The organism is Phaeobacter gallaeciensis (assembly GCF_001678945.1).
GTDB lineage: Bacteria > Pseudomonadota > Alphaproteobacteria > Rhodobacterales > Rhodobacteraceae > Phycobacter > Phycobacter gallaeciensis_A.
On sequence record NZ_CP015124.1, the window covers coordinates 4,036,366 to 4,061,725 of the forward strand.

A 25,360-nucleotide genomic window follows, 5' to 3' on the forward strand; every position below is an offset into this window, starting at 1 on the left:
AGGTGCTATTTTTGAATTTCGCCGTCTCACGCACCTATTCGGCCTCATAAGGCGGCTTAGGTCAATGCACAGATTCGGCGGAATACGGCAGAAAAGCGACCTTTTTTGCGTCGTTTTCGTATATTCGCGGTGGGTCGCGCCACAGGACTGGGCAGAAGTGCCCAGTTCTCCGCAGGGTTGAGGTGCAAACGGGGGCCTGGGCCGACTCACGACGGCAGGTCGCGGGCAGAGGCTGGAACGTTACTGGGGAATAGCGGCTTTGCGCGCCTTCTTGCGCAGGGCGCTTGGTGTCTCACCGGTGTGCTGGGTGATGAAGCGAGTGAAATAGGCGGCGCTGCCGAACCCCAGTTGGGCGGCGATGTCGCGCATGGCCAGATCGCTTGAAATCAGCAGGCTCCGGGCCGCGTGAAGCTGCCGCTCTGTCAGCAGCGTGGCGGCAGTCTTACCGGTTTCCGCCTTGCAGACACGGGTCAGGTGGGTCGGCGTCACGTTCAGCGCAGCGGCGTGATCCGCCATGCTGGCGTGATCGTCGAAATAGGTTACCACCCGCTTGCAATAGGCCTGTGACAGGCGCCGCGCGGCGTTTGGTTTCACCGGGGGCAGGGGGCCGGAGGGGGGCTGACGGCGCAGCTGGATGCTGATCAGATCGGTGTAGGACTGCATGGCCCGGCGCCACAGGGCAGGATGAGTGGATTGTTCGACCGACACCGCCTCAAGCAGGCTGTTGAGACGCGCTTGCTCGACCGGGTCGTTGAACTTCAGGTGTAGCGGCTCGGGCGGCATCGACACGGGCGCGGTGGCAGGCACGATCAGGGCCTGACCCAGGCATTGGCGTCCGAATTCCACTGACCACAGATTGCCGGCCGGAAAGAACAGCGCCGTATGCGCGCCAAACCCGCGCCGGTGCCCATCCATCAGAAAACGACCCTGTCCGCGTGTGATCCAGATCAGCACATGCTCGGCGCGATCATGCGCAAGTTCTGTTTGCCAAGGACCGTCTGGGTAGAGACGCGAAAGCGGCGAAACGTGAAGATCTTCGGCTGGTTTCGGGTCGAATGGCATGAGATGTTACATAGATTTACTTAAACTTTATCGATGTAACAGCGCATGAAAATGTGATTCTGGCAAGTTCCTGCCGAAGAAGGTTAAAAATTGATAAATTTGTGCCTCTTACCTGCACCTGCCGTTTAGCTGAGCTGATAGCCGATCTCGGGGGAGATTTTCCGCCATTTCTCCATGCGGGCACGGAACCAGGTGCGCTGCCGTTTGGCGAACCGGCGGGTGGCAATCGCGGCGCTTTCCTCCGCCTCCTCCAGCGTCATTCTGCCAGTGGCATAGGCCATGAGTTCCGGCGCGCCGATCGCCTTGCAGGAGGGCAGGCTGGGGTCGAACCGATCTCGCATGGCCTCGACTTCATCCATGGCGCCCTGATCCAGCATGGCGCGGAACCGTTTGCGGATGCGTGCCTCCAGCCAGTCCTTACTGCTTTCCAGCACCAACGCACTGCAGGCGTTCAGCGGCAGGGGCGGCGGCGGGGTGTCATCCTGCCAATCGGCCAGCGCCCGTCCCGTGGCGGTCAGCACCTCCCAGGCGCGCTGCACGCGGGCACGGTTCTGCACATCGATGCGGGCCGCGGTCTGGGGATCAAGCGCCGACAGCAAGTCTTCGAGCGACATCGAATCGCCCTCGGCCCGGACTTCTGCAGGTGTGGGCGGGATTTCAGCCATACCTTCGGTCAAGGCGTTGAAATAAAGGCCGGTTCCGCCGACGATGATCGGCCGCTGCGTTCCTGACAGCAGCGGCACCACCTCCCGCAGCCAGTGACCGGCGGAATAGGGCGCATCATAGGCCACATGCCCATAAAGCCGGTGCGGCGCGCGGGCCTCTTCCTCGACAGAAGGGCGGGCGGTAACGATCCGCCAACAGTCGAACACCTGGCTGGCATCGGCATTGACTACCACACCGCCTTGTTTTTCCGCAATTTCCAGCGCGAGCGCGGATTTCCCCGAGGCCGTTGGGCCAGCGATCAGAACGGGCCTATCCGGATCGATGCGAAGTTCTGTCATGTCAGCCTGTCCTCACCGGGGGCGGATTTGTTATACTCCGGGGAAGAAAAGGCGCCTGGCCTGCATTGATCCTGCCGGTGATTTGCTTCATTTTGCGGCGCAAATTAACCCCGTCATATTCCGGAGCGCAACATGCCCCAAGAAATCGAAACACCGGCCGCCACTTCGGCCGTTGCCTATAAACGTGTCATGCTGAAAATCTCCGGGGAGGCGCTGATGGGGGATCAGGGCTTTGGCCTGCATCCGCCGACCGTGGAGCGGATCGCCAAAGAGGTGAAGTCGGTGCACGACATGGGCGTCGAGATCTGCATGGTCATCGGCGGCGGCAATATCTTCCGGGGCCTGTCCGGCGCTGCGCAGGGCATGGAACGCACCACAGCTGACTATATGGGGATGCTGGCGACGGTGATGAACGCCCTTGGCATGCAGGCCGCTCTGGAATCGCTTGGCGTCTTCACCCGGGTGATCAGCGCCATTCCGATGGATCAGGTCTGCGAGCCCTATATCCGCCGCCGCGCCGTGCGCCACCTTGAGAAGAAGCGGGTCTGCATCTTCGCGGCCGGCACCGGTAACCCCTATTTCACCACCGACACTGCGGCGACGCTGCGTGCCAATGAAATGGCCTGCGAGGCGATCTTCAAGGGCACCAAGGTCGATGGCGTCTATGACAAGGATCCGGTGAAGTTCGACGACGCCAAGCGCTATGACACCGTCAGTTATGACGATGTGCTGGCCAAACGCCTGGGCGTGATGGATGCCTCGGCGATTGCTCTGGCGCGCGACAACAGCCTGCCGATCATCGTCTTCTCGCTGGATGAGCCTGGCGGGTTCCGGGGCATCCTGGCCGGCGAGGGGACGTACACCAAGGTTCAGGGCTGAGCCGCAGTTGGTTTGATAATGGCAAAAGACGCGTGTCCCGGCGGGAGGCGCGTCTTTTCGTTTATGCAAGGGGTTGCAAGCCGGTATCAACGCTGTGGCTAGCTTCTGCCATCGGGCAGAGTGGCCGTCAGCGGGCCGAGATTGCTATACAATCTTGCGACAATCGCTTATGAGCGGTGTAAAGACCGCCTCAAGTCAGGGGAGAGAGCAGAATGTCTGATGATTTTGAACTGGATACCGACGATCTGAAACGTCGCATGGATGGCGCCATGGCCAACCTGCGCACCGAGTTTGCCTCGCTGCGAACCGGCCGTGGCTCGGCTTCGATGCTGGATCCGGTGATGGTAGATGCCTATGGCTCGATGACGCCGATCAACCAGGTCGGCACCGTCAACGTGCCCGAGCCGCGCATGGTGACGATCAACGTTTGGGATAAATCCCTTGTTGGCAAAGTTGAAAAGGCGATCCGGGAATCCGGCCTTGGTATCAATCCGCAGTTGAACGGCACCATCATCATGCTGCCGATTCCGGAGCTGAACGAAGAACGCCGCCGCGAGCTGACGAAGGTTGCCGGCCAATACGCTGAACACGCCCGTGTGTCGGTGCGCAACGTGCGCCGCGATGGCATGGATCAGATCAAGAAGGCCAAGGCTGATGGGATGTCCGAGGACGACCAGAAGTTCTGGGAAAGCGAAGTTCAGGATCTGACCGACGCGATGATCAAGGCCGTGGACGAGGCGCTGGAAAACAAGCAAGCCGAAATCATGCAGGTCTGACGCCCGGATATGGTCAGCAATACCGACACGGCGCCTTCCGAGGGCGCGTCCGAAGACGGCACGGGGCAGGGCCCACGCCATGTTGCCATCATCATGGATGGCAACGGCCGGTGGGCACAGTCCCGTGGCCGCCCGCGTCTGTTCGGGCACCACGCAGGCGCCAAACGGGTGCGGGAAATCGTCGAATGCTGTCCGTCCCTAGGCATCAAGTATCTGACCATATTTGCCTTTTCGACCGAGAACTGGAAACGGACGCAGGTCGAGGTCGCGGGCCTCATGAGCCTGTTCCGCCGCTATATCTCCAAGGAGATGAAGGCGCTGGCCGCGCGTAATGTACGGGTGCGTTTCATCGGGGATCGGGTGCGGCTTGATGCCAAGCTGATCCAGTTGATGGATCAGTTGGAAGAGGAAACCAAAGGTAACGACGGCACCAATCTCACAATTGCCCTGAACTATGGTGGGCGGGACGAGGTGGCCCGCGCCACGAAACGGCTAGCGCAGGATGTTGCGGCTGGAAAACTATCTCCTGACGATGTGGACGAGGAAACCCTGCCGAAATACCTCGATACCCATGTGCTGCCGGATCCCGATCTGGTGATCCGCACCAGCGGTGAGGCACGGATTTCCAACTTCCTGCTGTGGCAATCTGCCTATGCGGAGTATGAGTTCATCGACACGCTCTGGCCGGATTTCACCGCCGAAGAACTGGGGCGCCTGTGCCGGGGCTATGGCGCCCGTGACAGACGTTTTGGCGCGGTGAAGACATGAGCGCGGGACGTTGGTCCGACCTGATGCCGCGCTTGCTGTCTGCGGTCGTCATGCTTGTTGTAGGCGCCGTGGAAATCTGGCTGGGTGGCATCTGGTTTGCTGTGCTCATCGCTGCCGCTTGTGGTGGTATGATCTGGGAACTTGTCCGGATGCTGGCGCCCGAAAAGACCGGGCAGGCGCTGCAACTGGGGGCAATGTCAGCCATTGCGGTGCTGGGCGCGACCCTGCTGCCGCCGGTCTGGGGCATGCCTCTGCTGGTGTCTCCGATCCTTGGTGGCATGTTTCAACTGCCCGTTGCCGCTCGCTTGCGGTTCGGGCTGTTTGGTCTCTGGATCGTTTGCGCCGGCTTTACCTTTGTATGGCTGCGCAACGAAATGGGCGCTGCATGGCTGTTGTGGCTGATCGGGGTTGTCGTTGCCACTGATGTGGCAGGCTATTTTGCCGGAAAGATGATCGGCGGGCCAAAGCTCTGGCCGCGTGTCAGCCCCAAGAAAACCTGGTCTGGATCTTCGGCTGGCTGGATCGCTGCGGCGGTTGTCGGGGCCTTCTTCAGCGAAGCCTCGGGGCTGGGCATGGGCGCGATTGTCCTGTCGGTTGTCATGTCGATGGCCAGCCAAGCGGGCGACATCGCGGAAAGCGCTCTGAAGCGGAAGACCGGCGTCAAGGATTCCAGCGCGCTTATTCCCGGTCACGGTGGCCTTTTTGACCGGTTCGACGGGATGCTCGGGGCGGCGGCGGCCTTCCTGATCTTCGTGACATTTCTGGGATAGCCTTGTAGGGCATGACCATGCGTAAAATCTCTATCTTCGGCGCCACCGGCTCGATCGGTCAGAACACCATTGACCTGATCCGGCGCGATCAGCGCGCCTATGACGTGGTCGCTCTGACGGGCGGTGCCAATATTGCCCGGCTTGCCGCGGATGCGATCGCGCTCAAGGCTGATATTGCGGTAACGGCCTATGAGGAGCGCCTGCCGGATCTGCGCGCCGCGCTGGAGGGCAGCGGGGTGGAGGCCGCAGCGGGCGAGGCCGCCCTGATCGAGGCGGCAACCCGTCCGGCGGACTGGATCATGTCGGCGATCGTTGGCGCTGCCGGTCTGGCGCCGGGTCTCAAGGCGCTAGAGCAGGGCACCACGCTGGCGTTGGCCAACAAGGAATCGCTGGTCTGTGCCGGTGGCCTTCTGATGCAGACCGCGCTGCGACATGGCGCCCGGCTCTTGCCGGTGGATAGCGAACATTCGGCGGTGTTTCAGGGGCTGGTCGGTGAAGAGATTTCAGCAGTTGAGCGGATCATCATCACCGCATCCGGTGGCGCGTTCCGCGACTGGCCGCTGGAAGATCTGCAAAAGGCAACCTTGGCCGAGGCGTCCTCTCATCCAAACTGGGACATGGGGCAGCGCATCACCATCGACAGCGCATCAATGTTCAATAAGGCGTTAGAGGTTATTGAAACCAAAGAATTCTTTGGTGTCGCGCCAGAACAGATCGAGGTTCTGGTGCATCCCGAATCGATGGTGCATGCGCTGGTTGGCTTTCGCGATGGTGCCCTGATGGCGCATCTGGGCGCACCAGATATGCGCCATGCCATCGGATACGCGCTGCATTGGCCCGAGCGAAAGGATCTGCCGGTTGCGCGGCTCGATCTGGCGGAAATTGGTCAGCTGAATTTCACGGCTCCGGATACGGCGCGGTACCCGGCGCTACAGCAAGCCTATGATGTAATGCAGCGCGGCGGTCTGATGGGCGCCGTCTTCAACGCAGCCAAGGAAAAGGCGCTGGATTTGTTCATAGCGGGACAGATCGGGTTCACCGAAATGGCCGAGGTAACGGCCGCGGTTCTGGAGCGGATGGAGGCACAAAGCGGCCTTATTGATTCCGCAATGACCCTTGATAACGTCACTGAGATTGACCATCTCGCCCGACAAGAGGCAGAGCGCGCCGCAGCGGAACGCAGATAAGGTAAGAACTTGGATATCGTGACCCTACTCCCGCAGTTTGGCGGCTTTCTCTACACCATCGGCAGTTTTGTTGTCGCGCTTTCGGTGATCGTCGCCGTGCATGAATACGGCCACTACATCGTTGGCCGGTGGTCCGGAATCCATGCGGAGGTTTTTTCGCTGGGCTTTGGCCCCGTGTTGTTCAGCCGCGTCGATAAGCGTGGCACCCGCTGGCAGATCGCGCTGTTGCCCTTTGGGGGATATGTGAAATTCCTTGGCGATGCAGACGCGGCCTCGGGCAAGGACAGCGCCGCGATGGAGGCGGCGGCCAATGATCCGACGCGCCTACGCCAGACCATGCACGGTGCCCCGCTTTGGGCGCGCAGCGCTACGGTTGCTGCCGGACCGGTGTTCAATTTTGTGATGTCAGTGATCATTTTCTCGGTTCTGGCGATGACGCAGGGAACCCTGCGGGATCCGCTGGCTATCGGCACCTTGGTGCCGCTGCCCGGCATCGAAAATCAGCTGCGCGAAGGTGACGAATTGGTCGCAATCGAGGGCGTTGCCATCCCGGACGAGGCCGGAGCCATGTCCTGGGGGGAATTCCGCGACCAACTGCCGATGGTGCAGCCGATGGAGTATCAGGTGCGCCGGGATGGTCAGTTGGTCTCGGTTCAGGGCCCGTTCCTATCGCCGCCGCATGTGCGGGCCGTTGCGCCGCGCAGCGCTGCATCGGATGCCGGGCTTCAGGCCGGCGATGTCATCACGGGCGTCGATGGAGAACCGATTTTTGCCTTCGATCAGCTGAAGCAGACCGTCGAACAGGCCGATGGCCGCGTACTGCTGTTGGAAGTCTGGCGGCAAGGGCAGGAGTTGGAGCTTGCGCTGGCACCGCGTCGCACGGATGAGCCGCAGCCCGATGGAAGTTTCGCGACCCGTTGGCGGATTGGTGTGGTCGGCGGTCAGGCCTTTGAGCCCGCAACCGAAGTGGGCGGGGTCGGCGAATCCCTGGTGGCAGGGGCGTCCCAGGTCTGGTCGGTGATCGACATGTCGATTTCGGGCCTGACGCATATGATTACCGGCGCCATCAGCACCTGCAATCTATCAGGGCCCATCGGGATCGCGGAAACCTCCAGCGCAATGGCAAGCCAGGGCGCGGTCAGCTTCATCCGCTTCATCGCGGTTCTGTCGACAGCTGTTGGCCTCCTGAACCTCTTCCCGGTGCCAGCGCTGGATGGGGGGCATCTGGTGTTCTACGCCTATGAGGCGGTCACAGGGCGTCCGCCCAGTGATGGTGTCATGCGCATCCTGATGACCCTTGGCATTGCGATGATTCTGTCGTTGATGGTCTTTGCACTCGGCAACGATCTTTTCTGTTAAAATTTATCACACTTGTTGTGGCGCCCGCCTCCGGGAAGAGGGCGGGTGCCCAACTGTCGCCATAATCCGGCATTAACCCTTTCTCAATCTGCTACGCCCGCAGCGCAGCCTTGCGCGCGGCATCGACTGGGGAAAGGAAGTCACCATGCACGCTCTGATGAGAACGGACAATGGCCTGGGTCTTTTGATGCGCCTGAATTGGGATCGCGCACTGTCGGTCGTGACGATTTTTCTCGCTCTGACTGCAGGTGCCTGGTTCGGATCCCTTTGAAACCATGGGGATGCGGCGTTTGCGCTGCGCAACGCGTCGGTCACCCGTGCTCAGTCTGTGCGCATCTTCATGCCCCGGAGTGATTTCTTAGTTTTGACAACGGTCAGTAAACCCGGTACGCACAGTTAAAAGCTGCTTAAAAAATCGGATTATGACTGATGGTTCGGGGGAAGGTCGTGGGTACATCCTGCGGTGTGCGCACAAAACGCACCAATATACTGTATAGAAGCGTATCGAGCGCCGTATTGGCTGTTGCCTTGGGATTTGTCCTGACGCCCAGTTTCGCATCGGCGCAAAGCTACCAGTTCAATTCGGTCCGGGTGGAGGGCAATCAGCGCATCCAATCGGATACGATCGTGTCCTATGCGGCGCTGGAACGGGGAAAACCGGTCAGCGCTGGCCAGTTGAATGACGCGTATCAGCGTATTCTTGACAGCGGTGTTTTTGAAACGGTTGAACTGGTGCCAAGCGGCAACTCTCTGATCATCAAGGTCACCGAGTTCCCGACGATCAACCAGATCAATTTCGAAGGTAACCGGCGGATCAAGGATGACAAGCTGGCCGAGCTGATCGAATCCGCGCCACGCCGCGTGTTCCGCGCCGCGCAGGCGGAACGGGACGCCGAGACCATTGCTGCCGCCTATGGGGCGCAGGGACGTTTGGCCTCGCGGGTGACGCCGCGCATCATCCGCCGTAGCGACAATCGTGTCGATCTGGTGTTCGAGATTGCCGAAGGCGACACCATCGAAGTCGAGCGCGTTTCGTTTGTCGGAAACAAGGTCTATTCGGATCGGCGTCTGCGCCGGGTTCTGGAAACCAAGCAGGCTGGTCTCTTGCGGACCTTCATCAACAAGGACACGCTGATCGAGGACCGCCTGCAGTTTGACCGGCAGGTGTTGCGCGATTTCTACCTGTCGCGTGGCTATGTGGATTTTCGGGTCAACAGCACCAACGCCGAAGTGACTCGGGAGCGTGACGCCGTCTATCTGGTCGTCGATGTTACCGAAGGTCAGCAGTTCGAGTTCGGCAATATCTCGGTGACCAGCGAAATCGCTGAAGCCGATGCTGACCTCTACCGCTCTGCATTGAAAGTCAAACCGGGCGTGACCTATTCGCCGCTGATTGTTGAACGTTCCATCGAGATGCTGGAAACGCTTGCAACGCGTCAGGGGATTGATTTCCTGCGCGTTGAGCCGCGGGTGACCCGCAACGACCGCGATCTGACGCTGGATGTTGAATTCGCGATGGTGCGCGGGCCGCGTGTCTTCGTCGAACGCATCGATATCGAAGGCAACACGACAACGCTGGACCGGGTGATCCGCCAGAAGTTCCGCTCGGTCGAAGGCGACCCCTTCAATCCGCGTGAAATCCGGGATGCCGCAGAACGGATTCGTGCGCTTGGCTTCTTTGCCAAATCAGACGTGGACGTCCGGGAAGGCAGCTCCGAAAGCCAGGTGATCGTAGACGTGAACGTCGAAGAGCAACCGACCGGTTCGTTGAGCCTTGGCGGCGCATACTCTGTCAACGACGGCTTTGGGGTTAACGTTGGTCTGACCGAAAACAACTTCCTGGGCCGAGGTCAACGCCTGTCTTTCTCGATCGCGACTGCTCAGGAATCGGAAGAGTACGTTCTGGGCTTTACCGAGCCGCATCTGCTGGGACGGGATCTGAAATTCGATTTGGACCTTGGTGTGTCCGAAACCGATTCTAGCTATGCGGAGTACGACACCTCTCGCGCGTTCTTCCGTCCGGCGCTGACCTTCAATGTGACCGAAGATACCACTCTGGAAGTGCGCTATACTTGGGCCGACAGTGAAATGATCCGCCGCGATGACGTGAGCTTTGTCGGAGGGACCTATCCTGTGGCGGGCCCTGTGATAAGAAGTGAGATCAATCAAGGCAGCAAAACGTCCAGCTCCCTTGGGTTCACATATTCCTATGACAGCCGTCTGACCGGTCTCGACCCCAATATCGGTTTTACCATGCAGGTGGGCGCTGATTATGCCGGGCTTGGCGGAGATAGCGAATACCTCAGAACCACGGCCAAGCTGGTCGCACAGCGCAAGATCCTCAACGAGGAAGTCACGCTTCGGGCGACTTTGGAAACCGGCTCGCTGCACTGGATGGGCGACGATTACAGCCGCTCGATTGACCGTTTTGTTCTGACCCCCAGCGTTATGCGAGGGTTCGAACCCGGCGGGATCGGGCCTCGGGATACTGCGCCGCGGGCTGATGGCGGAAGTTACGACGATTTCCTCGGCGGCAACGTCTATGCCGTTGCACGTTTTGATGCCGAATTCCCGCTGGGTCTGCCTGAGGAACTGGGGCTGCGCGGTGGTCTTTTCTACGATGTCGGCAACCTTTGGGGCCTGCAGGACGTGGACACACCTGCCAGCGGTGGTTTCGTCGTCGGCCGTAACGGGTCTTTCCGGCACGTGGTCGGGTTTTCGGTCCTCTGGACCACGGCCTTTGGCCCGTTGCGGTTCAACTTTTCCAATGCGGTCAAGAAAGAAGACTTTGACAAGGAACAAAGTTTCGATCTGACCTTGCAGGCCCGGTTCTGACCCGGTGATGCAGGCAAGGCCGACGTGTATAACAAAGAGGGCGCCGACCGGCTGGTCGGCGCCCCTTTATCTGGCGCGCCGGGGGCTTGTTATGGGCCTGGCGCTGTGCCTGCCTTTGACCGCTGGAACAGCTTTGGCCCAGTCAACGGCTATTGGAACACCCGCGCCTTTCAATCTGTCTCTCGGCCAGGAAATGCAGATTGGCGCGCCGCAAAGTGGCATTCTGACGATCCAGCCTGACCGTCTCTTCTCTGAAAGCGCCTTTGGCCAGCGCGTCACGCGTGAGCTGGAAGCCGAAGGCGCCGTGCTCACTGCCGAGAACCGCCGTATCGAAGCAGAGCTGCGCGCGGAAGAGCAGGACCTGACTCAGCGGCGGCCCTCTATGGAGCCCGAGGCGTTTCGCACGCTTGCGGATGCCTTTGACAAAAAGGTGCAGGAGACCCGGCGCACGCAGGATCAGAAACTGCGCGAGATCACTCAAATGGGCGAAACAGCCCGCCGGGAGTTCTTTGTAGCCTCTTTGCCCATCCTTCAGGGGATCATGCGTGACAGCGGCGCCGGTGCCATTCTGGATAACTCTTCGGTTTTCCTCAGCTCTGAGGCCGCGGATGTGACGGATCTTGCGATCACGCGCATCGATGCCGTTCTGGGAGACGGGGCAGACCTTGAAAGCCAGTCGTCTGACCAGTGAAACAGGTCTGACCGGTGCCTGACATCGGCGCGGTGCGCTTGCCCAGACCGTTCCCGCTTGGTAGTGACGCAGGACATATAAAAAAACGGGATACCCGCCATGACCGCCGATCTGAAAAGTGCCGATATTCACCTGATCCAGCGCATTCTGCCGCATCGTTACCCGTTCCTGCTGGTCGACAAAGTGATCGAAATCGACGGTTACACTTCGGCGCATGGGATCAAGAACGTCACCATGAACGAACCGCATTTTCAGGGCCACTTCCCCGGCACGCCGATCATGCCGGGCGTGACCATCGTCGAGGCGATGGCGCAAACCGCAGGCGTCATGCTGGGTGTGGGCATGGATATGGTCGATACCGACCTGCTGATCTACTTCATGAATATCGACAAGTGCAAATTCCGCCGCAAGGTGATCCCGGGCGACGTCCTGGACATGCATGTCGAAACCCTGCGCGGGAAGAAAGGTGGCAAGATCTTCAAGTTCAAGGGCGTTGCCTCGGTCGATGGCGAAACCGCTGCCGAGGCTGAATTCTCGGCCATGGTCGACATTCAGAAGGATTGATCGCGATGAGCCAGATCCATCCGTCGGCGGTGATCGAACCGGGCGCCACCATTGGTGAGGGCTGCGAAATCGGCCCGTTCTGCATGGTCGGCGCTGACGTCACCCTTGGCGAAAGGGTGGTTCTGAAATCCCATGTGGTGGTCACCGGCGAAACCGAGATCGGCGCAGAGACGACGGTGTTCTCGTTCGCAGTGATCGGTGAGATTCCGCAGGATCTGAAGTTCAAGGGAGAGAAAAGCCGGACCGTGATCGGTGCGCGCAACCGGATCCGTGAACATGTGACCATCAATGCCGGTACCGAAGGTGGCGGCGGGGTGACCCGGATCGGCGATGACGGCTTGTTCATGGCCGGTTGCCACATAGCCCATGACGCGCAGATCGGGGATCGGGTGATCGTGGTCAATTCTGCCGCCGTCGCAGGTCATTGCGTGATCGAGGATGATGTGATCATCGGTGGTCTTTCCGGTATCCACCAATGGGTGCGCATTGGGCGCGGCGCCATCATCGGCGCGGTTACCATGGTCACAAATGATGTGATCCCCTACGGACTGGTACAGGCCCCGCGCGGAGAGCTGGACGGGCTTAACCTTGTCGGCCTGAAACGCCGCGGTGTGTCGCGGGCAGATATCACCGCCCTGCGCGCCGCCTTCCAGATGCTGGCACAGGGGGAGGGCACCTTTCAGGAACGCGCCCGGCGCCTTGGTGAGGAAACCGACAGCGCTTATGTGCAGGAAATCATCGCCTTTATCACCGGTGCAAGCGACCGGTCGTTTTTGACACCTGGGGGATGATCGCATGATCGCTCTGATCGCGGGGCGCGGTGCGCTGCCGCTTGAAATCTGCAATCGCCTGTCCGAACGACCGCTGGTCTGCGCCATGGCGGGGTCAGAGCCGGATGCGCTTGATCCGGAAATCACCTTTCGGCTGGAACAGCTGGGCAGTTTCCTCGCCCGGCTGACGTCCGCAGGCGTAACGGAGATTTGCCTGGCGGGGGCCGTGTCGCGCCCGGCCATTGATCCTGCGGCCATTGATGCTGAAACCCTGCCGATGGTGCCGGTGTTGCAGGCTGCGCTTGGCGCCGGGGATGACGGCGCATTGCGGGCGATCATGGAGCTTTTTGAGTCAGCAGGTTTTGCTGTACGAGCTGCGCATGATGTGGCGCCGGATCTATTGATGCAGCCAGGGGTGCCGACCCGTATTCAGCCAGGTGAACTCGACAAGGCAGACGCAGCCAGGGGAACAGAAATCGTTGCCGCGATGAGCGCGGCGGACATTGGCCAGTCCTGCGCGGTGCGGTCGCGGCAAGCCGTCGCGGTGGAAACGGTCTTTGGCACCGACTGGATGCTGGAAACCTTGATCCGCCGTCCGGACGGGCAGGGCGGAGTGATGGTCAAAGCGCCGAAGACAGGACAGGACCGGCGCGCCGATCTGCCTACCATTGGCCCTGCGACGGTGGAAAAGGCCGCAGCAGCCGGTCTGTCCGGTATCGTGCTGGAGGCCGGAGGCGTGATCGTGCTGGAGCAGGAGGCGGTGATTGCCACCTGTGACCGTCTGGGCCTGTTCCTGTGGCTGCGCGACGCGGCATGAGCCTCCGGGTCTTTATCCTGGCCGGGGAGCCTTCGGGGGATCGGCTGGGCGCGGCCCTGATGGAAGGGCTGAAAACGCTAGCCCCCGATGTTTCATTTGAAGGGGTTGGCGGTACCCTGATGGCTGAGCAGGGGCTGCAGTCCCGGTTTCCGATGGACGAGCTGTCCGTCATGGGCCTGGCCGAGGTTCTGCCGAAATACCGCCATCTGAAACGCCGTATCCGTGAAACCGCCGATGCTGTGATCGCCATGCGCCCTGATGTGATGATCACCATCGACAGCCCGGATTTTTCGCTGCGCGTGGCGCGGCTGGTGAAACAGGGCAGCGACATCCGTACCGTGCATTACGTGGCACCGTCCGTCTGGGCCTGGCGGCCGGGCCGGGCGCAGAAGATGGCCACCTGCATCGATCACGTGCTGGCGCTGCTGCCGTTCGAGCCGCCCTATATGGAAGCCGCCGGGATGGACTGCGATTTTGTCGGCCATCCCGTAGTAGCAGAGCCAAAGGCGACAGCAGATGAGATCGCCGCGTTGCGCCAGACCTGTGACCTTGGCGATGCGCCGATCCTATTAGCCTTGCCGGGATCACGACGGTCAGAGGTGGGGCGCTTGGCGCCCGTCTTTGGCGCGGCGCTGCGGGATTTCACGGCGGCCTATCCCGAATACCGAATCGTGGTGCCGACCGCCGGTCCGGTGGCTGAATTGGTGCGCCAGCACGCCAAGGATTGGCCTCAGGGCACTGTGTTGCTCGACCCGACCGGTCTTGACCCGGCTGTTGCCGAAGCGCGCAAACGAGCGGCCTTTGCCGCGGCGGATCTGGCGCTGGCGGCTTCGGGTACCGTGTCGCTGGAGCTAGCCGCCGCACGCACGCCCATGGTGATCGCCTATCGCTTCCAATGGCTGACCTGGCAGATCATGAAGCGCATGGCCCTGATCGATACGGTCACACTCGTCAATCTGGTGAGCGAGACCCGCGTCGTGCCGGAATGCCTTGGGCCGGATTGCACCCCGTCGCGGATCGCCGGGGCGCTGGCAGATGTCCGTGCCAACCCTGAGGCGCAGCAGGAAGCCATGGGGCTCAGCATGGAGCGTCTGGGCGAGGGCGGGGAGGCTCCGGGCCTGCGCGCCGCCCGCGCGGTTCTGGCGCGCCTTTAGTAGCCGCGCCAGATCCAGCCGCCGCCAAAGATGCGGCTACTTTCGGTGTCATAGAAAACGCAGGCCTGTCCGGGGGACACGCCTTCTTCCGGTGTCAGCAGCTCAACCTCGGCCGTGGTTTCGGACAGCGGACGGATAATCGCCTCACGCGGGGGGCGGGTCGAGCGGACTTTCACCGCGACATGCCATTCCTTCCGACTGGTAAAGGGTTCGTCGCCCAGCCAGTTGATTTCCCGCACAGGCACGATTCGGGTGGCCAGCATGTCCTTGGGGCCGACGACCACCTGTTTCTTGTCCACATCAAGCCGCACCACATAGAGCGGCTCGCTGAGGCCACCGATGCCAAGGCCGCGGCGCTGGCCGATGGTGTAGTGAATCACCCCGGTGTGCTGGCCCAGAACGCGCCCATCCGCATGAACGATCTCTCCCGGATCAGCCGCGCCGGGGCGCAGTTTCTCGATCACGCTGGCATAGTTTCCATCGGGTACGAAACAGATGTCCTGACTGTCGGGTTTGTCGGCCACCGCCAGCCCATAGCGGGAGGCCATCTCGCGGGTGGCATCCTTGGAGGGCAGATGCCCTAGCGGAAAGCGCAGATAGTCCAGCTGTTCCGGCGTTGTTGAAAAAAGGAAATAGCTCTGGTCCCGGTTAGCATCCTCGGCCGAATGCAGCTCGGGGCCGTTGGGGCCCATCTTGCGCTGGATATAGTGACCCGTCGCCATGCAATCGGCCTCCAGATCCTTTGCGGTCTCCAGAAGATCCTTGAATTTGACCCGTTCATTGCAGCGGATGCAGGGCACTGGCGTCGCCCCAGCCAGATAGCTGTCGGCAAACTCATCGATAACCGCATCTTTAAAAATGTTCTCATAGTCGAGAACATAGTGCGGGAATCCGCGCTCTTCGGCGACTCGCCGCGCATCGTGAATGTCGATCCCAGCGCAGCAGGCGCCCTTCTTGGCCAGGGCCGCGCCGTGGTCGTAAAGCTGCAGCGTGACGCCCACCACGTCATAGCCCTGATCGGCCAAATATGCAGCAACAACAGAGCTGTCGACGCCGCCGGACATGGCAACAACCACCCGCGTTTCCGAGGGCGGTTTGGCAAAGCCAAGCGAATTCAGCGGGCCGTCGGTATCCAGCGCCATAGGGCGACTCCTTAGTTCAAGGGAAAGGCGTTGCAGAATATAGGAAAATCCTAACGACTCTCAAGTGTGTGGTTCACGCGCCATTAAGGACAATGGGGGAAACCTGCTCACGAAGCTAATTACGCAGATCCTCACAAGGATAAAGCAATGTTCTTGAAAAAAGTAGATGGACCACGGGCTGTGACCTTGCCGGACGGCTCCGTTATGACCCGTGCAGACCTTCCGCCCAAAACGACAAAACGCTGGGTTGCCTCGCGCAAGGCCTCGGTGGTGAGGGGCGTTCTTTATGGATTGCTGCCACAAGGGGAAGCACTGCGTCTTTATGGTCTCAGTGAAGAAGAATTCCGCAGCTGGGTTGCTGCGGTTGCCGATCACGGCGAAGAAGCGTTGAAAACCACCCAATTGAAGAAATTTCGTAAGCCTTAGTGCTTAATACTAACCTTTTGCTCCGCCTACCCAGTGCCATTTTGTGCTAAAACAACACCGAACGGTTGATTTGATGTTGAGTTTTAACGATCATGGTAACGGGGCATTAACTATTTTCCAGCAAGGTTAACAGCGACCTGAGGGAAACAGGATACAGGCGGAGAAAACGAACATGCGCATTCTTCTTGTTGAGGATGATCCTACAACTGCAAAAAGCATTGAGTTGATGCTGACCCATGCCAACCTGAACGTCTATACGACGGATCTGGGCGAGGAAGGCATCGATCTGGCGAAGCTTTACGATTACGATCTGATCCTTTTGGATCTGGGACTGCCGGACATGAACGGGCACGAAGTGCTGCGCCAATTGCGCATGGCACGTATTGAGACGCCCATTCTCATCCTGTCTGGTGCTGATGATACAGACAATAAAATCAAAGGCTTCGGTTTCGGCGCTGATGATTACCTGACCAAGCCGTTCCACCGTGAGGAACTGGTGGCACGGATCCACGCGATCATTCGCCGCTCCAAAGGTCACTCCCAGTCGATCATTAAGACCGGCAAGATCTCGGTTAATCTGGATGCAAAAACCGTTGAGGTTGACGGCAAGGCCGTTCACCTGACCGGCAAAGAATACCAGATGCTGGAATTGCTCAGCCTGCGGAAAGGGACCACCCTGACCAAGGAAATGTTCCTGAACCACCTTTATGGCGGGATGGACGAGCCGGAACTGAAAATCATCGACGTTTTCATCTGCAAGCTGAGAAAGAAACTCAGCACTGCAACAGGCGGTGAAAACTACATCGAAACGGTCTGGGGCCGGGGCTATGTGCTGCGCGATCCGCAGGACGATCAACTCGGTGGTGGCGCAGAACAACGGATGGCAGTCGGCGCCTGATCGGCGACCCATTCGAATTGTAACTCTTTGTTGGGGGCAGATGTCTGCCCTCAATCATAATGGCATGTGCTGTTAACTAAAGGCATGTGTCGTTAACCATGTGGCTGCGCCATTTACCATGTGCGCGCCACGCCAATTTTGATTTTCGTGAGTAAGGTTCTGTACGGGCCTTGGCTCAACCCGCTGCGGCGGGATTTTTTGTGTTTGATGGGACGCCAAAGCCCTCTTGCTTCTCTGGACGTGGCAGGTTCTGCGGCCTATCACCTAGTCTGAAGCAAGACGGGGCAAACGCGTGACACAAAGCCAAGACAGCGATCCGAAGAGTCTTTCCAAAGAAGACGCCCGCCAGGAATTCCTGGCCTTGCAGGAGAAACTGCAAACCGCCGATCTTGCGTATCACCAGGAAGATGCGCCGATCATTTCGGACGCCGAATACGATGCGGCGAAGCGGCGGTATGTTGCTTTGACGGAAGCATTTCCGGCGTTGAAGGACGAGGCGTCTCAGCTTGAGGCCGTAGGGGCGCCCGCAGCCTCTGGCTTTGGCAAGGTGGCGCATAGCGTGCCGATGTTGTCGCTGGGAAATGCGTTTGAAGACAGTGATGTAGACGATTTTGCCCGCAGTATTCGAAAATACCTGGGTCAGTCCGAGGATACTCCGCTCAGCTTTACCGCCGAGCCAAAAATCGATGGTCTGTCTCTTTCTCTGCGTTATGAAAACGGTGTGCTGATACAGGCCGCCACCCGCGGTGATGGATCGGTGGGCGAGAACGTCACCGAAAACGCCCGCACCATCGCCGATATTCCGCAGCAGATCGTAGATGCGCCCGCAGTGCTGGAGGTGCGCGGCGAAGTCTACATGAGCCATGAGGCTTTTGCCGCCCTGAACGCCCGGCAGGAAGAACGCGGCGGCAAGACATTTGCCAACCCGCGCAACGCGGCGGCAGGGTCCTTGCGTCAGCTGGATCCGGAAATTACCCGCTCCCGTCCATTGCAATTCTTTGCCTATAGCTGGGGTGAGCTCTCTGAACCCCTTGCGGAAACGCAGTTCGAGGCGATGAAACGATTGGAAGGCTTTGGTTTTACCATCAATCCCCTGACCAGGCTGTGCCCCACTGTGGACGAGATGATCGCGCATTACCGGAGCATCGAGGAACAGCGGGCAACGCTGGGCTACGATATCGACGGTGTCGTTTACAAGGTGAATGACATGGCGCTGCAGGGGCGGCTGGGTTTCCGCTCCACCACGCCACGCTGGGCAATTGCGCATAAGTTTCCGGCTGAACTGGCCTGGACCCGGCTTGAAGCCATCGACATCCAGGTTGGCCGCACCGGTGCGCTCAGTCCCGTTGCGCGACTGACCCCGGTGACCGTGGGCGGGGTGGTTGTCTCAAACGCAACCCTGCACAATGAGGATTACATTCGCGGCTTCGACTCCAAAGGCGAAGAAATCCGTGGCGGCAAGGACATCCGCATCGGCGACTGGGTGCAGATCTACCGCGCTGGCGATGTGATCCCGAAGGTGGCGGATGTGGACCTCACCAAGCGGCCCGAGGGTGCAGAGCCATATGCATTCCCGCATATCTGCCCGGAATGCGGATCCGAAGCGATCCGGGAAGAGGGCGACGCTGTGCGCCGCTGCACCGGTGGCCTTATCTGTCCCGCGCAGGCTGTTGAAAAGATGAAACATTTCGTCTCTCGCGCGGCCTTTGATATTGATGGGCTGGGCAACAAGCAGGTCGAACAATTCTACGGCGACGAATGGATCCGCGAACCTGCCGACATCTTCACTCTGCGGGATCGCTTTGGCTCTGGCATGCAGCAGCTGAAAAATCGCGAAGGTTGGGGGGAAAAATCGGCCACCAACCTGTTTGATGCCATTGATGAGAAACGACAGATCCCACTGGCCAAGTTCATCTTTGCTCTTGGTATTCGCCACGTCGGCGAGGTCGGTGGCCGCGATCTGGCGCTACATTACGGCGGTTGGGATGAACTGGTTTCGGCGCTTGATACCGCGCGTCCGGCGGCGCTAGCGCATCGGGCGGCGGATGAGGCGGAAGAGGCCGAACGCATCGCCGCCGCCGAGGAAGGGCGCCGCGCCCGGATCTCCGATACCCGTGCTGCTGCGGTCAGCGCCTGCGACGTGCCCGAGACAGCGCAGGCGGCCTGGGACGATCTGGTCGGCGCCGACGGGATAGGACCTATTCTGGCCCTGTCTCTGTCCGACGCCCTTGCCAACCCCGAGGAACGCGCCGCGATTGACCGGTTGACGGCACATCTGACGATCATCGCCCCGGATGCGCCCGCCGCCGAAAGCCCGGTGTCCGGCAAAACGGTGGTATTTACTGGAACGCTGGAAAAGATGACAAGGGCCGAGGCCAAGGCGCGGGCTGAGGCGCTGGGGGCAAAGGTCTCCGGCTCGGTCTCCAAGAAAACCGATATCCTTGTGGCGGGGCCCGGGGCCGGATCCAAGGCAACCAAGGCGGCAGATCTTGGGATCAAGGTTCTGGATGAAGACAGCTGGCTGGAGCTGATAGAACAGTCATGAGCGGGCGTCCCGAGATCCTGTTCCCCCTGTTTTCAGGGCTGGAGAAACTGCCAGGGATTGGGCCGAAGACTGCCCAGAATCTGGAACAGATCCATATAGAAACGCCGCGTGACCTGTTGTTTTCATTGCCATACTCTGTTCAGGACAGGCGCCGCCGCGATACGGTTGCCGGGTTGGAACTGCCCACCGTTGCCACGGTTGAAGTCACCATCGGCGCCCATAGGCCGCCGCGCAATCGTGGGGGCGCCTACCGCATTACGGTGACGGATGCGGAGACAGATTTTCAGCTGGTGTTCTTTCACGGTCGCAGCCGTTATCTGGAGGCGCAATGCCCCGAGGGATCGCGGCGTCTGGTGTCGGGTAAGCTGGAGCTGTTCGACGGTATCGCGCAGATGGTGCATCCCGATCACATGGTGCCACTGGCCGAAGCCGCGACGATCCCCGAGTTCGAGCCGGTCTATCACTTGACCCATGGAGTGTCGCAGAAAACCATGTTCAAAGCGCTGCGCGGTGCCTTGGATCTGGTCTCTGATCTGCCCGAGTGGATCGACCCCGAGCAGGTGAAACGCGAAGCCTGGCCTTCATGGGACGAGGCGATCACCACGGCGCATGAGCCACAAGGGCAGGAGGATCTCGCCCCTGACGCTCCGGCACGGGCGCGCCTGGCCTATGATGAGCTGTTTGCGCATCAGCTGACGCTGGCGATTGCCCGGCAATCCGAACGCAAATCCCGTGGCATCCAGAGTCAGGCCACCGGGCGTTTGCAGTCCCGTGTCCTGTCGGCGTTGCCTTATCGCCCCACGGGGGCGCAGACCCGCGCGATTGAGGAAATCTCCGCCGATATGGCCTCGGACAGGCGGATGAACCGGCTGCTGCAGGGCGATGTGGGCGCGGGCAAGACGCTGGTGGCGCTGATGGCGCTTCTGGTCGCGGTGGAGGCTGGCGGGCAGGGCGTGATGATGGCTCCGACCAGTATCCTTGCGCAGCAGCATTACGAGGGCTTGCGCCCCCTTGCCGAAGAAGCTGGTGTGGTTCTGGAGCTGCTGACCGGCCGGGACAAGGGCGCCGAGCGCAAGGCCAAGCTGGCCGCGCTAGAGCGGGGTGATATCCAGATTCTGGTCGGGACCCATGCAGTATTCCAGCAGGATGTTCATTTTGCAGATTTGCGGCTGGCCATCGTCGACGAACAGCATCGGTTCGGCGTTCGTCAACGTATGGAGCTAGCGGAAAAGGGCATGGGCGCCGATGTTCTGGTGATGACCGCGACGCCCATTCCGCGCTCACTGGCTCTGGCGCAGTACGGGGATATGGATGTTTCGGTGCTGGATGAGAAACCCCCGGGCCGCAAGCCGGTCAAGACGGCTGTGATCAGCACGGAACGGACCGAGGAGATTGTCAGCCACCTGCGCCACGCCATTGAGGAAGGGCGGCAGTGCTACTGGGTGTGCCCCTTGGTTGGCGAATCCGAGGTCATGGACCTGACCGCTGCAGAAGAACGGTTCAAGCTCTTGCGCGCCGCCCTTGGCGAAGGCGTGGTGGGTCTCGTGCATGGGCAGATGCCGGTTGGGGAAAAAGATGCGGCCATGGCCGCCTTTCAACGCGGTGAGACCAAGGTTCTGGTGGCGACCACGGTGATCGAGGTGGGCGTCAACGTGCCCAATGCCTCGATCATGGTGATCGAACGGGCCGAAATCTTTGGCCTAGCCCAGCTGCACCAGCTGCGGGGGCGGGTCGGGCGTGGCAGCGCCGAATCCACCTGCCTGTTGATGTACCAGCCACCGCTGAGCGAGGGAGGCCGCCGGCGGCTGGAGGTGCTGCGCGAAACCGAGGATGGCTTTCGCATTTCCGAAACCGATCTGGAGATGCGCGGTGCCGGGGACATGATCGGCACAGCCCAATCCGGTCTGCCGCGGTTCAGGATTGCCGATCTGGAACGGCAGGCCCCGCTGATGGCCGTGGCGCAGAGCGATGCGCGTGCGCTGCTGGCCAAAGACCCCGATCTGACCGGCCCCCGGGGGCAGGCCGCACGCGTTCTGCTGTGGTTGATGAAGCAGGATCAGGCGTTCCGTTTAATTTCAGTGGGTTAACCTGTTTCGTTCCTACTGAAATCGGTTTTGTTCCAAAAAGTTCGCAAATGTTCTCATAAAGTTCTTTACTTGCTGTTCGCAAAATGAGAACAAAGGGGCAACAAGAACGCGCCCAAGCGCAAACACAGCGAACTGACCGGAGGAACGATAATGATTGCACAGTTGAAAACGACCCTTCAAAATGCCCAATCCACCCTGCTGCAGGACGCGATTGGTGCGGGCGCCCTTGCGGTCATGCTGGTGGCGGCGCTGCACCTTCCGGGATCTTTCTAAGCCTGACACAATCCTGAATTTGATCTTGGCTCTTCATGGTGGTCGCACTGCATCCTGTCCCGAACCGATGAGGGGAACACCTGCCTGTACCCATCCCCGTCCGGCCTTGCCTGATTGCCGGAAAGCGTGACCCGTCCCGCATGAAGAACCAGAGTTGCCGCCACCATCTGCCCGGATGTGTGGCGGCTTTTTTTATTGCGTGAATATATAGTTGCGCGGGGTTTTCGTCTGTTTCGGGGATCCGTGTAATTGGGCTTCAGGTCGTAAAGGCCATCCGGAGCCCCCCCCAATGGCGACCGCCCACGGTAATGGGCGCCGACAGGTCCTTCATCATGACAAAGTCGCCGCCGCCCATGTCGCGCCGGTAAACCTGCATCAGGAAGGGACCTGTGTTGCGTCCGGCCTTGAGCCCGACGCGATCATCGAAAATCCGCCGGTTGCGGCAGTTGGCCATGTTCCAGTCAGGATCTGCGCTTTGCGGTTTGGAAAATTTCTTGTTGTGGGTCGGGAGGTATCCGTTGACGTCCACTGCTGCGGAAAAGACCACGCGTGGATCCAGATCCAGGGCGGCCTCCAGCAGCGGCGGCAGGACGCTGTCGGTGAACTTGGTGAAACGGGTCATGACCTGTGTCGGATTGGTGTTGGGGATTGGAACATAGGTCCGGTCGAACAGATCTGCCTGCGAAATCCGGCTGCTGGTCAGGCCCTCTTCGAATAGCCTGCCAATCTGGGCCGCCATGTCGGTGACAAATGCGATGAACATCTTGTCCCCGGATTGGCCGCCAAGAGCGACCGTGCCCTGAACAAGACGTTCAGAGGAAAGAATGAGATTTTCAACACGGTGGTGGGTCTTTTGAATGTCGGCAGTGGTGTCCTGAACAGAATGCTTGATCCGGTTGATGTTGGGAAAACACGCCTCCATCGCGTCGCGCACGGTCGTGGCATCGGTCAGAATCCGGCCGGTTTCGCTGTTCACGTTCTGGGCGTCTTTTTCAATGCCAGCCAGCGACGCGTCGGTGTCTCGGGCGCGGTCGAGGATTTGTTTGGCGGACTGGGACATCGTCTCAGTCTCTTCGTCCAGAGTCCGGATCCAGCTGTAAAGCGTTTCGATATTTGTGCTGATCTCCCGTGCCGCGCGTTGGGTGCGTTTGGACAGATCATTGATCGCCTCTGCAACGACCGCAAATCCCCGCCCGGCATCGCCTGCGCGCCCCGCTTCGATCTTGGCATTGATGGCCAGAATGTTCACCTGCGCCGCGATCGAAGTGATGATCTCGTTGTCCTTGCGCATAGCGTCGACGGTGTTGCTGACGTCCTCGGTCCGGCTGTTGAGATCCTGCACCCATTCGGCAACCTCCTGGCTGCGTCCGCTGCTTTCGCGGACGAGGGCTACGGACTCTCTGGCTGACTCCAGCGTTTTCTGGGTTGATAGAGAGACGGCCCCCACGGTCTCCATGACCTGCGCATTCGATCTGACAACCCGCTCGGCGCCTCGGTCCAATTGGTCAAGATCTTCAAGTTGGGTTTTGGATTTACTCTCGATCGTGTCCAGAAACCCGGCAATGTCGACGATTTCAAAACCGAGCTGGGAAGAGATTTCGGCAAGATCGTTCAGATTGGCGTCCGCGACTGATGGCGCCTGAGTGTCTTGTTTTTGCAGCATTTAGGGACCCGTTTACTCGTTACAGTCCACAAGTAGCCCAAATGTTATAAAATTATCGTTAAGTACACTCTTCCTTAGCAACTTGCTGAAGCGCCTCACGCGTCGCATCCAGCGCCAGCATGATCGAAGCATGGCGATTCTTGAACTCACGGGCGGGCACCAATACCTCAAGTTCGTCAAAGGGGGCTTGCGGCGGTTCGGCACCTTCGGTCAGCATCGCTTTCAGCTGGTTGCGGGCTTTTTCCACCGTCTCCAGCGAGCAGCCGATAATGTGATCCGCCACAACCGATGCCGCGGCTTGCCCCAGGGCGCAGGCTTTCACGTCCTGGCCGAAATCGGTGATCTTGCCATCTTCGACCTTCAGATCGACGGTCACCGTCGACCCGCAGAGAGGCGAGCGTTTTTTCACTGTGACATCAGGATCTTCCAGACGCTCCAAATGCGGAATATCCGCCGCAAGGGCCAGAATGCGGGAAGAATAGAGTTTGATCAGATCGGTTTCGCTGGACATGCGGGCCTCGGGGTTTCCCTTGGGTGGAGTTCCTCATACATAGGGAGCGAAGCTTCAGATGCAAAAGGTTTTTGCCATGTCCAGCGCGACCACACAGTCCTTTGATCCCGCAAGCCTGCGTTACGACGCAAACGGGCTGATCCCCTGTATCGCGCAGGACCACGACAGCAATGAGGTGCTGATGATGGCCTGGATGAACGCCGAAAGCGTCGCGCGCACGCTGGAGACGGGCAAGGTAACCTATTGGTCGCGTTCGCGGCAGTCGTTCTGGGTCAAGGGTGAAAGCTCGGGCCACGTGCAGGAGCTGGTGGATCTGCGACTGGATTGTGACCGGGATTGCTTGCTTGCTGTCGTGCGCCAGACCGGACCGGCTTGCCACACCAACCGGCGCAGCTGTTTCTATACCGCTGTGCGGGAAGGGGAAGAGGTCGAACTGATGGCGCCCATGGTCTGAGGGCGCTCAGCCAAGGCCCACCATGCGGCGGATGTCCTGCGGTGTTGCGCCTTCGGCGCGGTATTTTGCGATGGCTCGGGCATCGTCGCGTTTGGCGAGGCGCTTGCCTGCCTCGTCACGGATCAGGCGGTGATGGTGGTAGATGGGGACGGGCAGCTCCAGCAGCGTCAGTAGCAGGACCTGTAGCTGGGTGAAGTCGAACAGATCCTCGCCCCGTACCACATGGGTGATCTCCTGATGCACGTCGTCCAGCGCCGAGGCCAGGAAATAGGCGATGATCTCTTCGCCTTTACGCGACAGAACCACGTCGCCGATTTCCTGCAGGGCGCGCTCAGGATCCAGATGGTGTGTGCCCTTATGCGCCGCGCCGGTTTCTTCGAAGGTCACGTTCTGGCCTTTGAGGCGGGAAAGCGCGCGGTCAAGATGCAGCCGCAGCGCATCACCCGGTTTGCGATCCGACATGGGGCGGTTCTTGCAGGTGCCGGGATAGACGTCGTGGCTGACACCCTCCTGCGGTGCGGATAGGGCGGCGCGGATATCTCCACGGCTGCAGGAGCAGGGATATAAAAAACCCATACTCTCAAAGGCTTTGAGGTATTTGTTATAGTCGTTCAGATGCTCTGACTGGCGCAGAATAGGCTCGTCCCAGCGAAGGCCCAGCCAGGTCAGATCTTCGATAATGGCTGCGTCCCATTCCGGTTTCGACCGTTGCAGGTCGGTGTCCT

At 60.0% G+C, this 25,360-nt stretch carries 24 protein-coding genes; 18 read left to right on the forward strand and 6 right to left on the reverse strand.

The annotated features are described in order from the left end of the window. Positions 1–240: 240 nt before the first annotated feature. Both JL2886_RS18990 and miaA read right to left on the reverse strand, forming a co-directional pair. Positions 241–1,062: a helix-turn-helix transcriptional regulator gene (locus JL2886_RS18990; protein WP_065273423.1), complete on the reverse strand. Its 822-nt coding sequence runs from the start codon at positions 1,060–1,062 to the stop codon at positions 241–243. Between the two features lie 125 nt (positions 1,063–1,187). Continuing rightward, the gene (gene miaA / locus JL2886_RS18995; protein ID WP_065273424.1) at positions 1,188–2,066 is read right to left on the reverse strand and encodes a tRNA (adenosine(37)-N6)-dimethylallyltransferase MiaA; all 879 of its coding nucleotides are present in this window, start codon (positions 2,064–2,066) and stop codon (positions 1,188–1,190) included. 132 nt (positions 2,067–2,198) lie between these two features. Here miaA and pyrH point away from each other — a divergent pair, with 132 nt between their 5' ends. The 12 genes from pyrH to lpxB all read left to right on the forward strand — a co-directional run bounded on the left by pyrH (position 2,199) and on the right by lpxB (position 14,636). Continuing rightward, positions 2,199–2,945 (forward strand): UMP kinase, encoded by a 747-nt coding sequence (pyrH, locus tag JL2886_RS19000; protein ID WP_065273425.1) that lies wholly within the window; start codon positions 2,199–2,201, stop codon positions 2,943–2,945. Positions 2,946–3,157: 212 nt separating this feature from the next. After that, positions 3,158–3,721, forward strand: a complete 564-nt coding sequence (gene frr / locus JL2886_RS19005; protein ID WP_065273426.1) for a ribosome recycling factor — start codon at positions 3,158–3,160, stop codon at positions 3,719–3,721. 9 nt (positions 3,722–3,730) lie between these two features. Continuing rightward, a complete protein-coding gene (locus JL2886_RS19010) occupies positions 3,731–4,489 on the forward strand; it encodes an isoprenyl transferase (RefSeq protein WP_065273427.1) in 759 nt (252 codons plus the stop codon). Then, a complete protein-coding gene (locus JL2886_RS19015) occupies positions 4,486–5,259 on the forward strand; it encodes a phosphatidate cytidylyltransferase (RefSeq protein WP_065273428.1) in 774 nt (257 codons plus the stop codon). The genes JL2886_RS19010 and JL2886_RS19015 overlap by 4 nt, the downstream gene beginning before the upstream one ends. A gap of 17 nt (positions 5,260–5,276) precedes the next feature. Continuing rightward, positions 5,277–6,446, forward strand: coding sequence for a 1-deoxy-D-xylulose-5-phosphate reductoisomerase (dxr, locus tag JL2886_RS19020; protein WP_065273835.1), 1,170 nt, complete (start codon positions 5,277–5,279; stop codon positions 6,444–6,446). 9 nt (positions 6,447–6,455) lie between these two features. Then, on the forward strand, positions 6,456–7,805 hold the full coding sequence (gene rseP / locus JL2886_RS19025) for an RIP metalloprotease RseP (RefSeq protein ID WP_065273429.1): 1,350 nt from the start codon (positions 6,456–6,458) through the stop codon (positions 7,803–7,805). 429 nt (positions 7,806–8,234) lie between these two features. Beyond that, entirely contained in the window at positions 8,235–10,640 is a 2,406-nt protein-coding gene (gene bamA, locus JL2886_RS19030; protein WP_065273430.1) for an outer membrane protein assembly factor BamA, read from the forward strand. Positions 10,641–10,731: 91 nt separating this feature from the next. Then, positions 10,732–11,331, forward strand: coding sequence for an OmpH family outer membrane protein (locus JL2886_RS19035; protein ID WP_065273431.1), 600 nt, complete (start codon positions 10,732–10,734; stop codon positions 11,329–11,331). A gap of 99 nt (positions 11,332–11,430) precedes the next feature. Next, the gene (gene fabZ / locus JL2886_RS19040) at positions 11,431–11,895 is read left to right on the forward strand and encodes a 3-hydroxyacyl-ACP dehydratase FabZ (protein ID WP_065273432.1); all 465 of its coding nucleotides are present in this window, start codon (positions 11,431–11,433) and stop codon (positions 11,893–11,895) included. A 5-nt stretch (positions 11,896–11,900) separates the two neighbouring features. Continuing rightward, positions 11,901–12,686 carry an acyl-ACP--UDP-N-acetylglucosamine O-acyltransferase gene (lpxA, locus tag JL2886_RS19045; RefSeq protein ID WP_065273433.1) on the forward strand — a complete coding sequence of 262 codons (786 nt, stop codon included), beginning with the start codon at positions 11,901–11,903 and terminating at the stop codon, positions 12,684–12,686. Positions 12,687–12,690: 4 nt separating this feature from the next. Continuing rightward, positions 12,691–13,482: an LpxI family protein gene (locus JL2886_RS19050; RefSeq protein ID WP_065273434.1), complete on the forward strand. Its 792-nt coding sequence runs from the start codon at positions 12,691–12,693 to the stop codon at positions 13,480–13,482. Continuing rightward, on the forward strand, positions 13,479–14,636 hold the full coding sequence (lpxB, locus tag JL2886_RS19055) for a lipid-A-disaccharide synthase (protein WP_065273435.1): 1,158 nt from the start codon (positions 13,479–13,481) through the stop codon (positions 14,634–14,636). Before JL2886_RS19050 ends, lpxB begins: the two co-directional genes overlap by 4 nt. Here lpxB and mnmA read toward each other — a convergent pair. Next, positions 14,633–15,778 (reverse strand): tRNA 2-thiouridine(34) synthase MnmA, encoded by a 1,146-nt coding sequence (gene mnmA, locus JL2886_RS19060; protein WP_065273436.1) that lies wholly within the window; start codon positions 15,776–15,778, stop codon positions 14,633–14,635. The genes lpxB and mnmA overlap by 4 nt on opposite strands. Positions 15,779–15,925: 147 nt before the next feature. Between mnmA and JL2886_RS19065 the strand changes: the two genes are divergently transcribed. From JL2886_RS19065 to JL2886_RS19795, 5 genes are all read left to right on the forward strand, one after another. After that, positions 15,926–16,204 (forward strand): DUF1153 domain-containing protein, encoded by a 279-nt coding sequence (locus tag JL2886_RS19065; protein ID WP_065273437.1) that lies wholly within the window; start codon positions 15,926–15,928, stop codon positions 16,202–16,204. A 172-nt stretch (positions 16,205–16,376) separates the two neighbouring features. Next, positions 16,377–17,102, forward strand: a complete 726-nt coding sequence (ctrA, locus tag JL2886_RS19070; protein ID WP_065273438.1) for a response regulator transcription factor CtrA — start codon at positions 16,377–16,379, stop codon at positions 17,100–17,102. A 292-nt stretch (positions 17,103–17,394) separates the two neighbouring features. Beyond that, on the forward strand, positions 17,395–19,647 hold the full coding sequence (gene ligA, locus JL2886_RS19075; protein ID WP_065273439.1) for an NAD-dependent DNA ligase LigA: 2,253 nt from the start codon (positions 17,395–17,397) through the stop codon (positions 19,645–19,647). Continuing rightward, complete coding sequence (gene recG / locus JL2886_RS19080) at positions 19,644–21,734, forward strand: ATP-dependent DNA helicase RecG (RefSeq protein WP_065273440.1); 2,091 nt, start codon at positions 19,644–19,646, stop codon at positions 21,732–21,734. The genes ligA and recG overlap by 4 nt, the downstream gene beginning before the upstream one ends. A gap of 150 nt (positions 21,735–21,884) precedes the next feature. After that, entirely contained in the window at positions 21,885–22,007 is a 123-nt protein-coding gene (locus JL2886_RS19795) for a hypothetical protein (RefSeq protein ID WP_257784213.1), read from the forward strand. Between the two features lie 256 nt (positions 22,008–22,263). Here the strand turns inward: JL2886_RS19795 and JL2886_RS19085 are convergent, their stop codons facing one another. Together JL2886_RS19085 and JL2886_RS19090 are read right to left on the reverse strand one after the other, a co-directional pair. Next, positions 22,264–23,670 carry a methyl-accepting chemotaxis protein gene (locus tag JL2886_RS19085; protein ID WP_065270138.1) on the reverse strand — a complete coding sequence of 469 codons (1,407 nt, stop codon included), beginning with the start codon at positions 23,668–23,670 and terminating at the stop codon, positions 22,264–22,266. A gap of 58 nt (positions 23,671–23,728) precedes the next feature. Then, the gene (locus tag JL2886_RS19090) at positions 23,729–24,181 is read right to left on the reverse strand and encodes an iron-sulfur cluster assembly scaffold protein (RefSeq protein WP_065270139.1); all 453 of its coding nucleotides are present in this window, start codon (positions 24,179–24,181) and stop codon (positions 23,729–23,731) included. Between the two features lie 58 nt (positions 24,182–24,239). On the opposite strand from JL2886_RS19090, the gene hisI reads away from it, so the two are divergent. Continuing rightward, positions 24,240–24,635: a phosphoribosyl-AMP cyclohydrolase gene (gene hisI, locus JL2886_RS19095; RefSeq protein WP_065270140.1), complete on the forward strand. Its 396-nt coding sequence runs from the start codon at positions 24,240–24,242 to the stop codon at positions 24,633–24,635. A 6-nt stretch (positions 24,636–24,641) separates the two neighbouring features. Here hisI and JL2886_RS19100 read toward each other — a convergent pair whose 3' ends face one another. Continuing rightward, positions 24,642–25,349, reverse strand: a complete 708-nt coding sequence (locus JL2886_RS19100) for a glutamate--tRNA ligase family protein (RefSeq protein WP_082996135.1) — start codon at positions 25,347–25,349, stop codon at positions 24,642–24,644. Between the last annotated feature and the right edge of the window lie 11 nt (positions 25,350–25,360).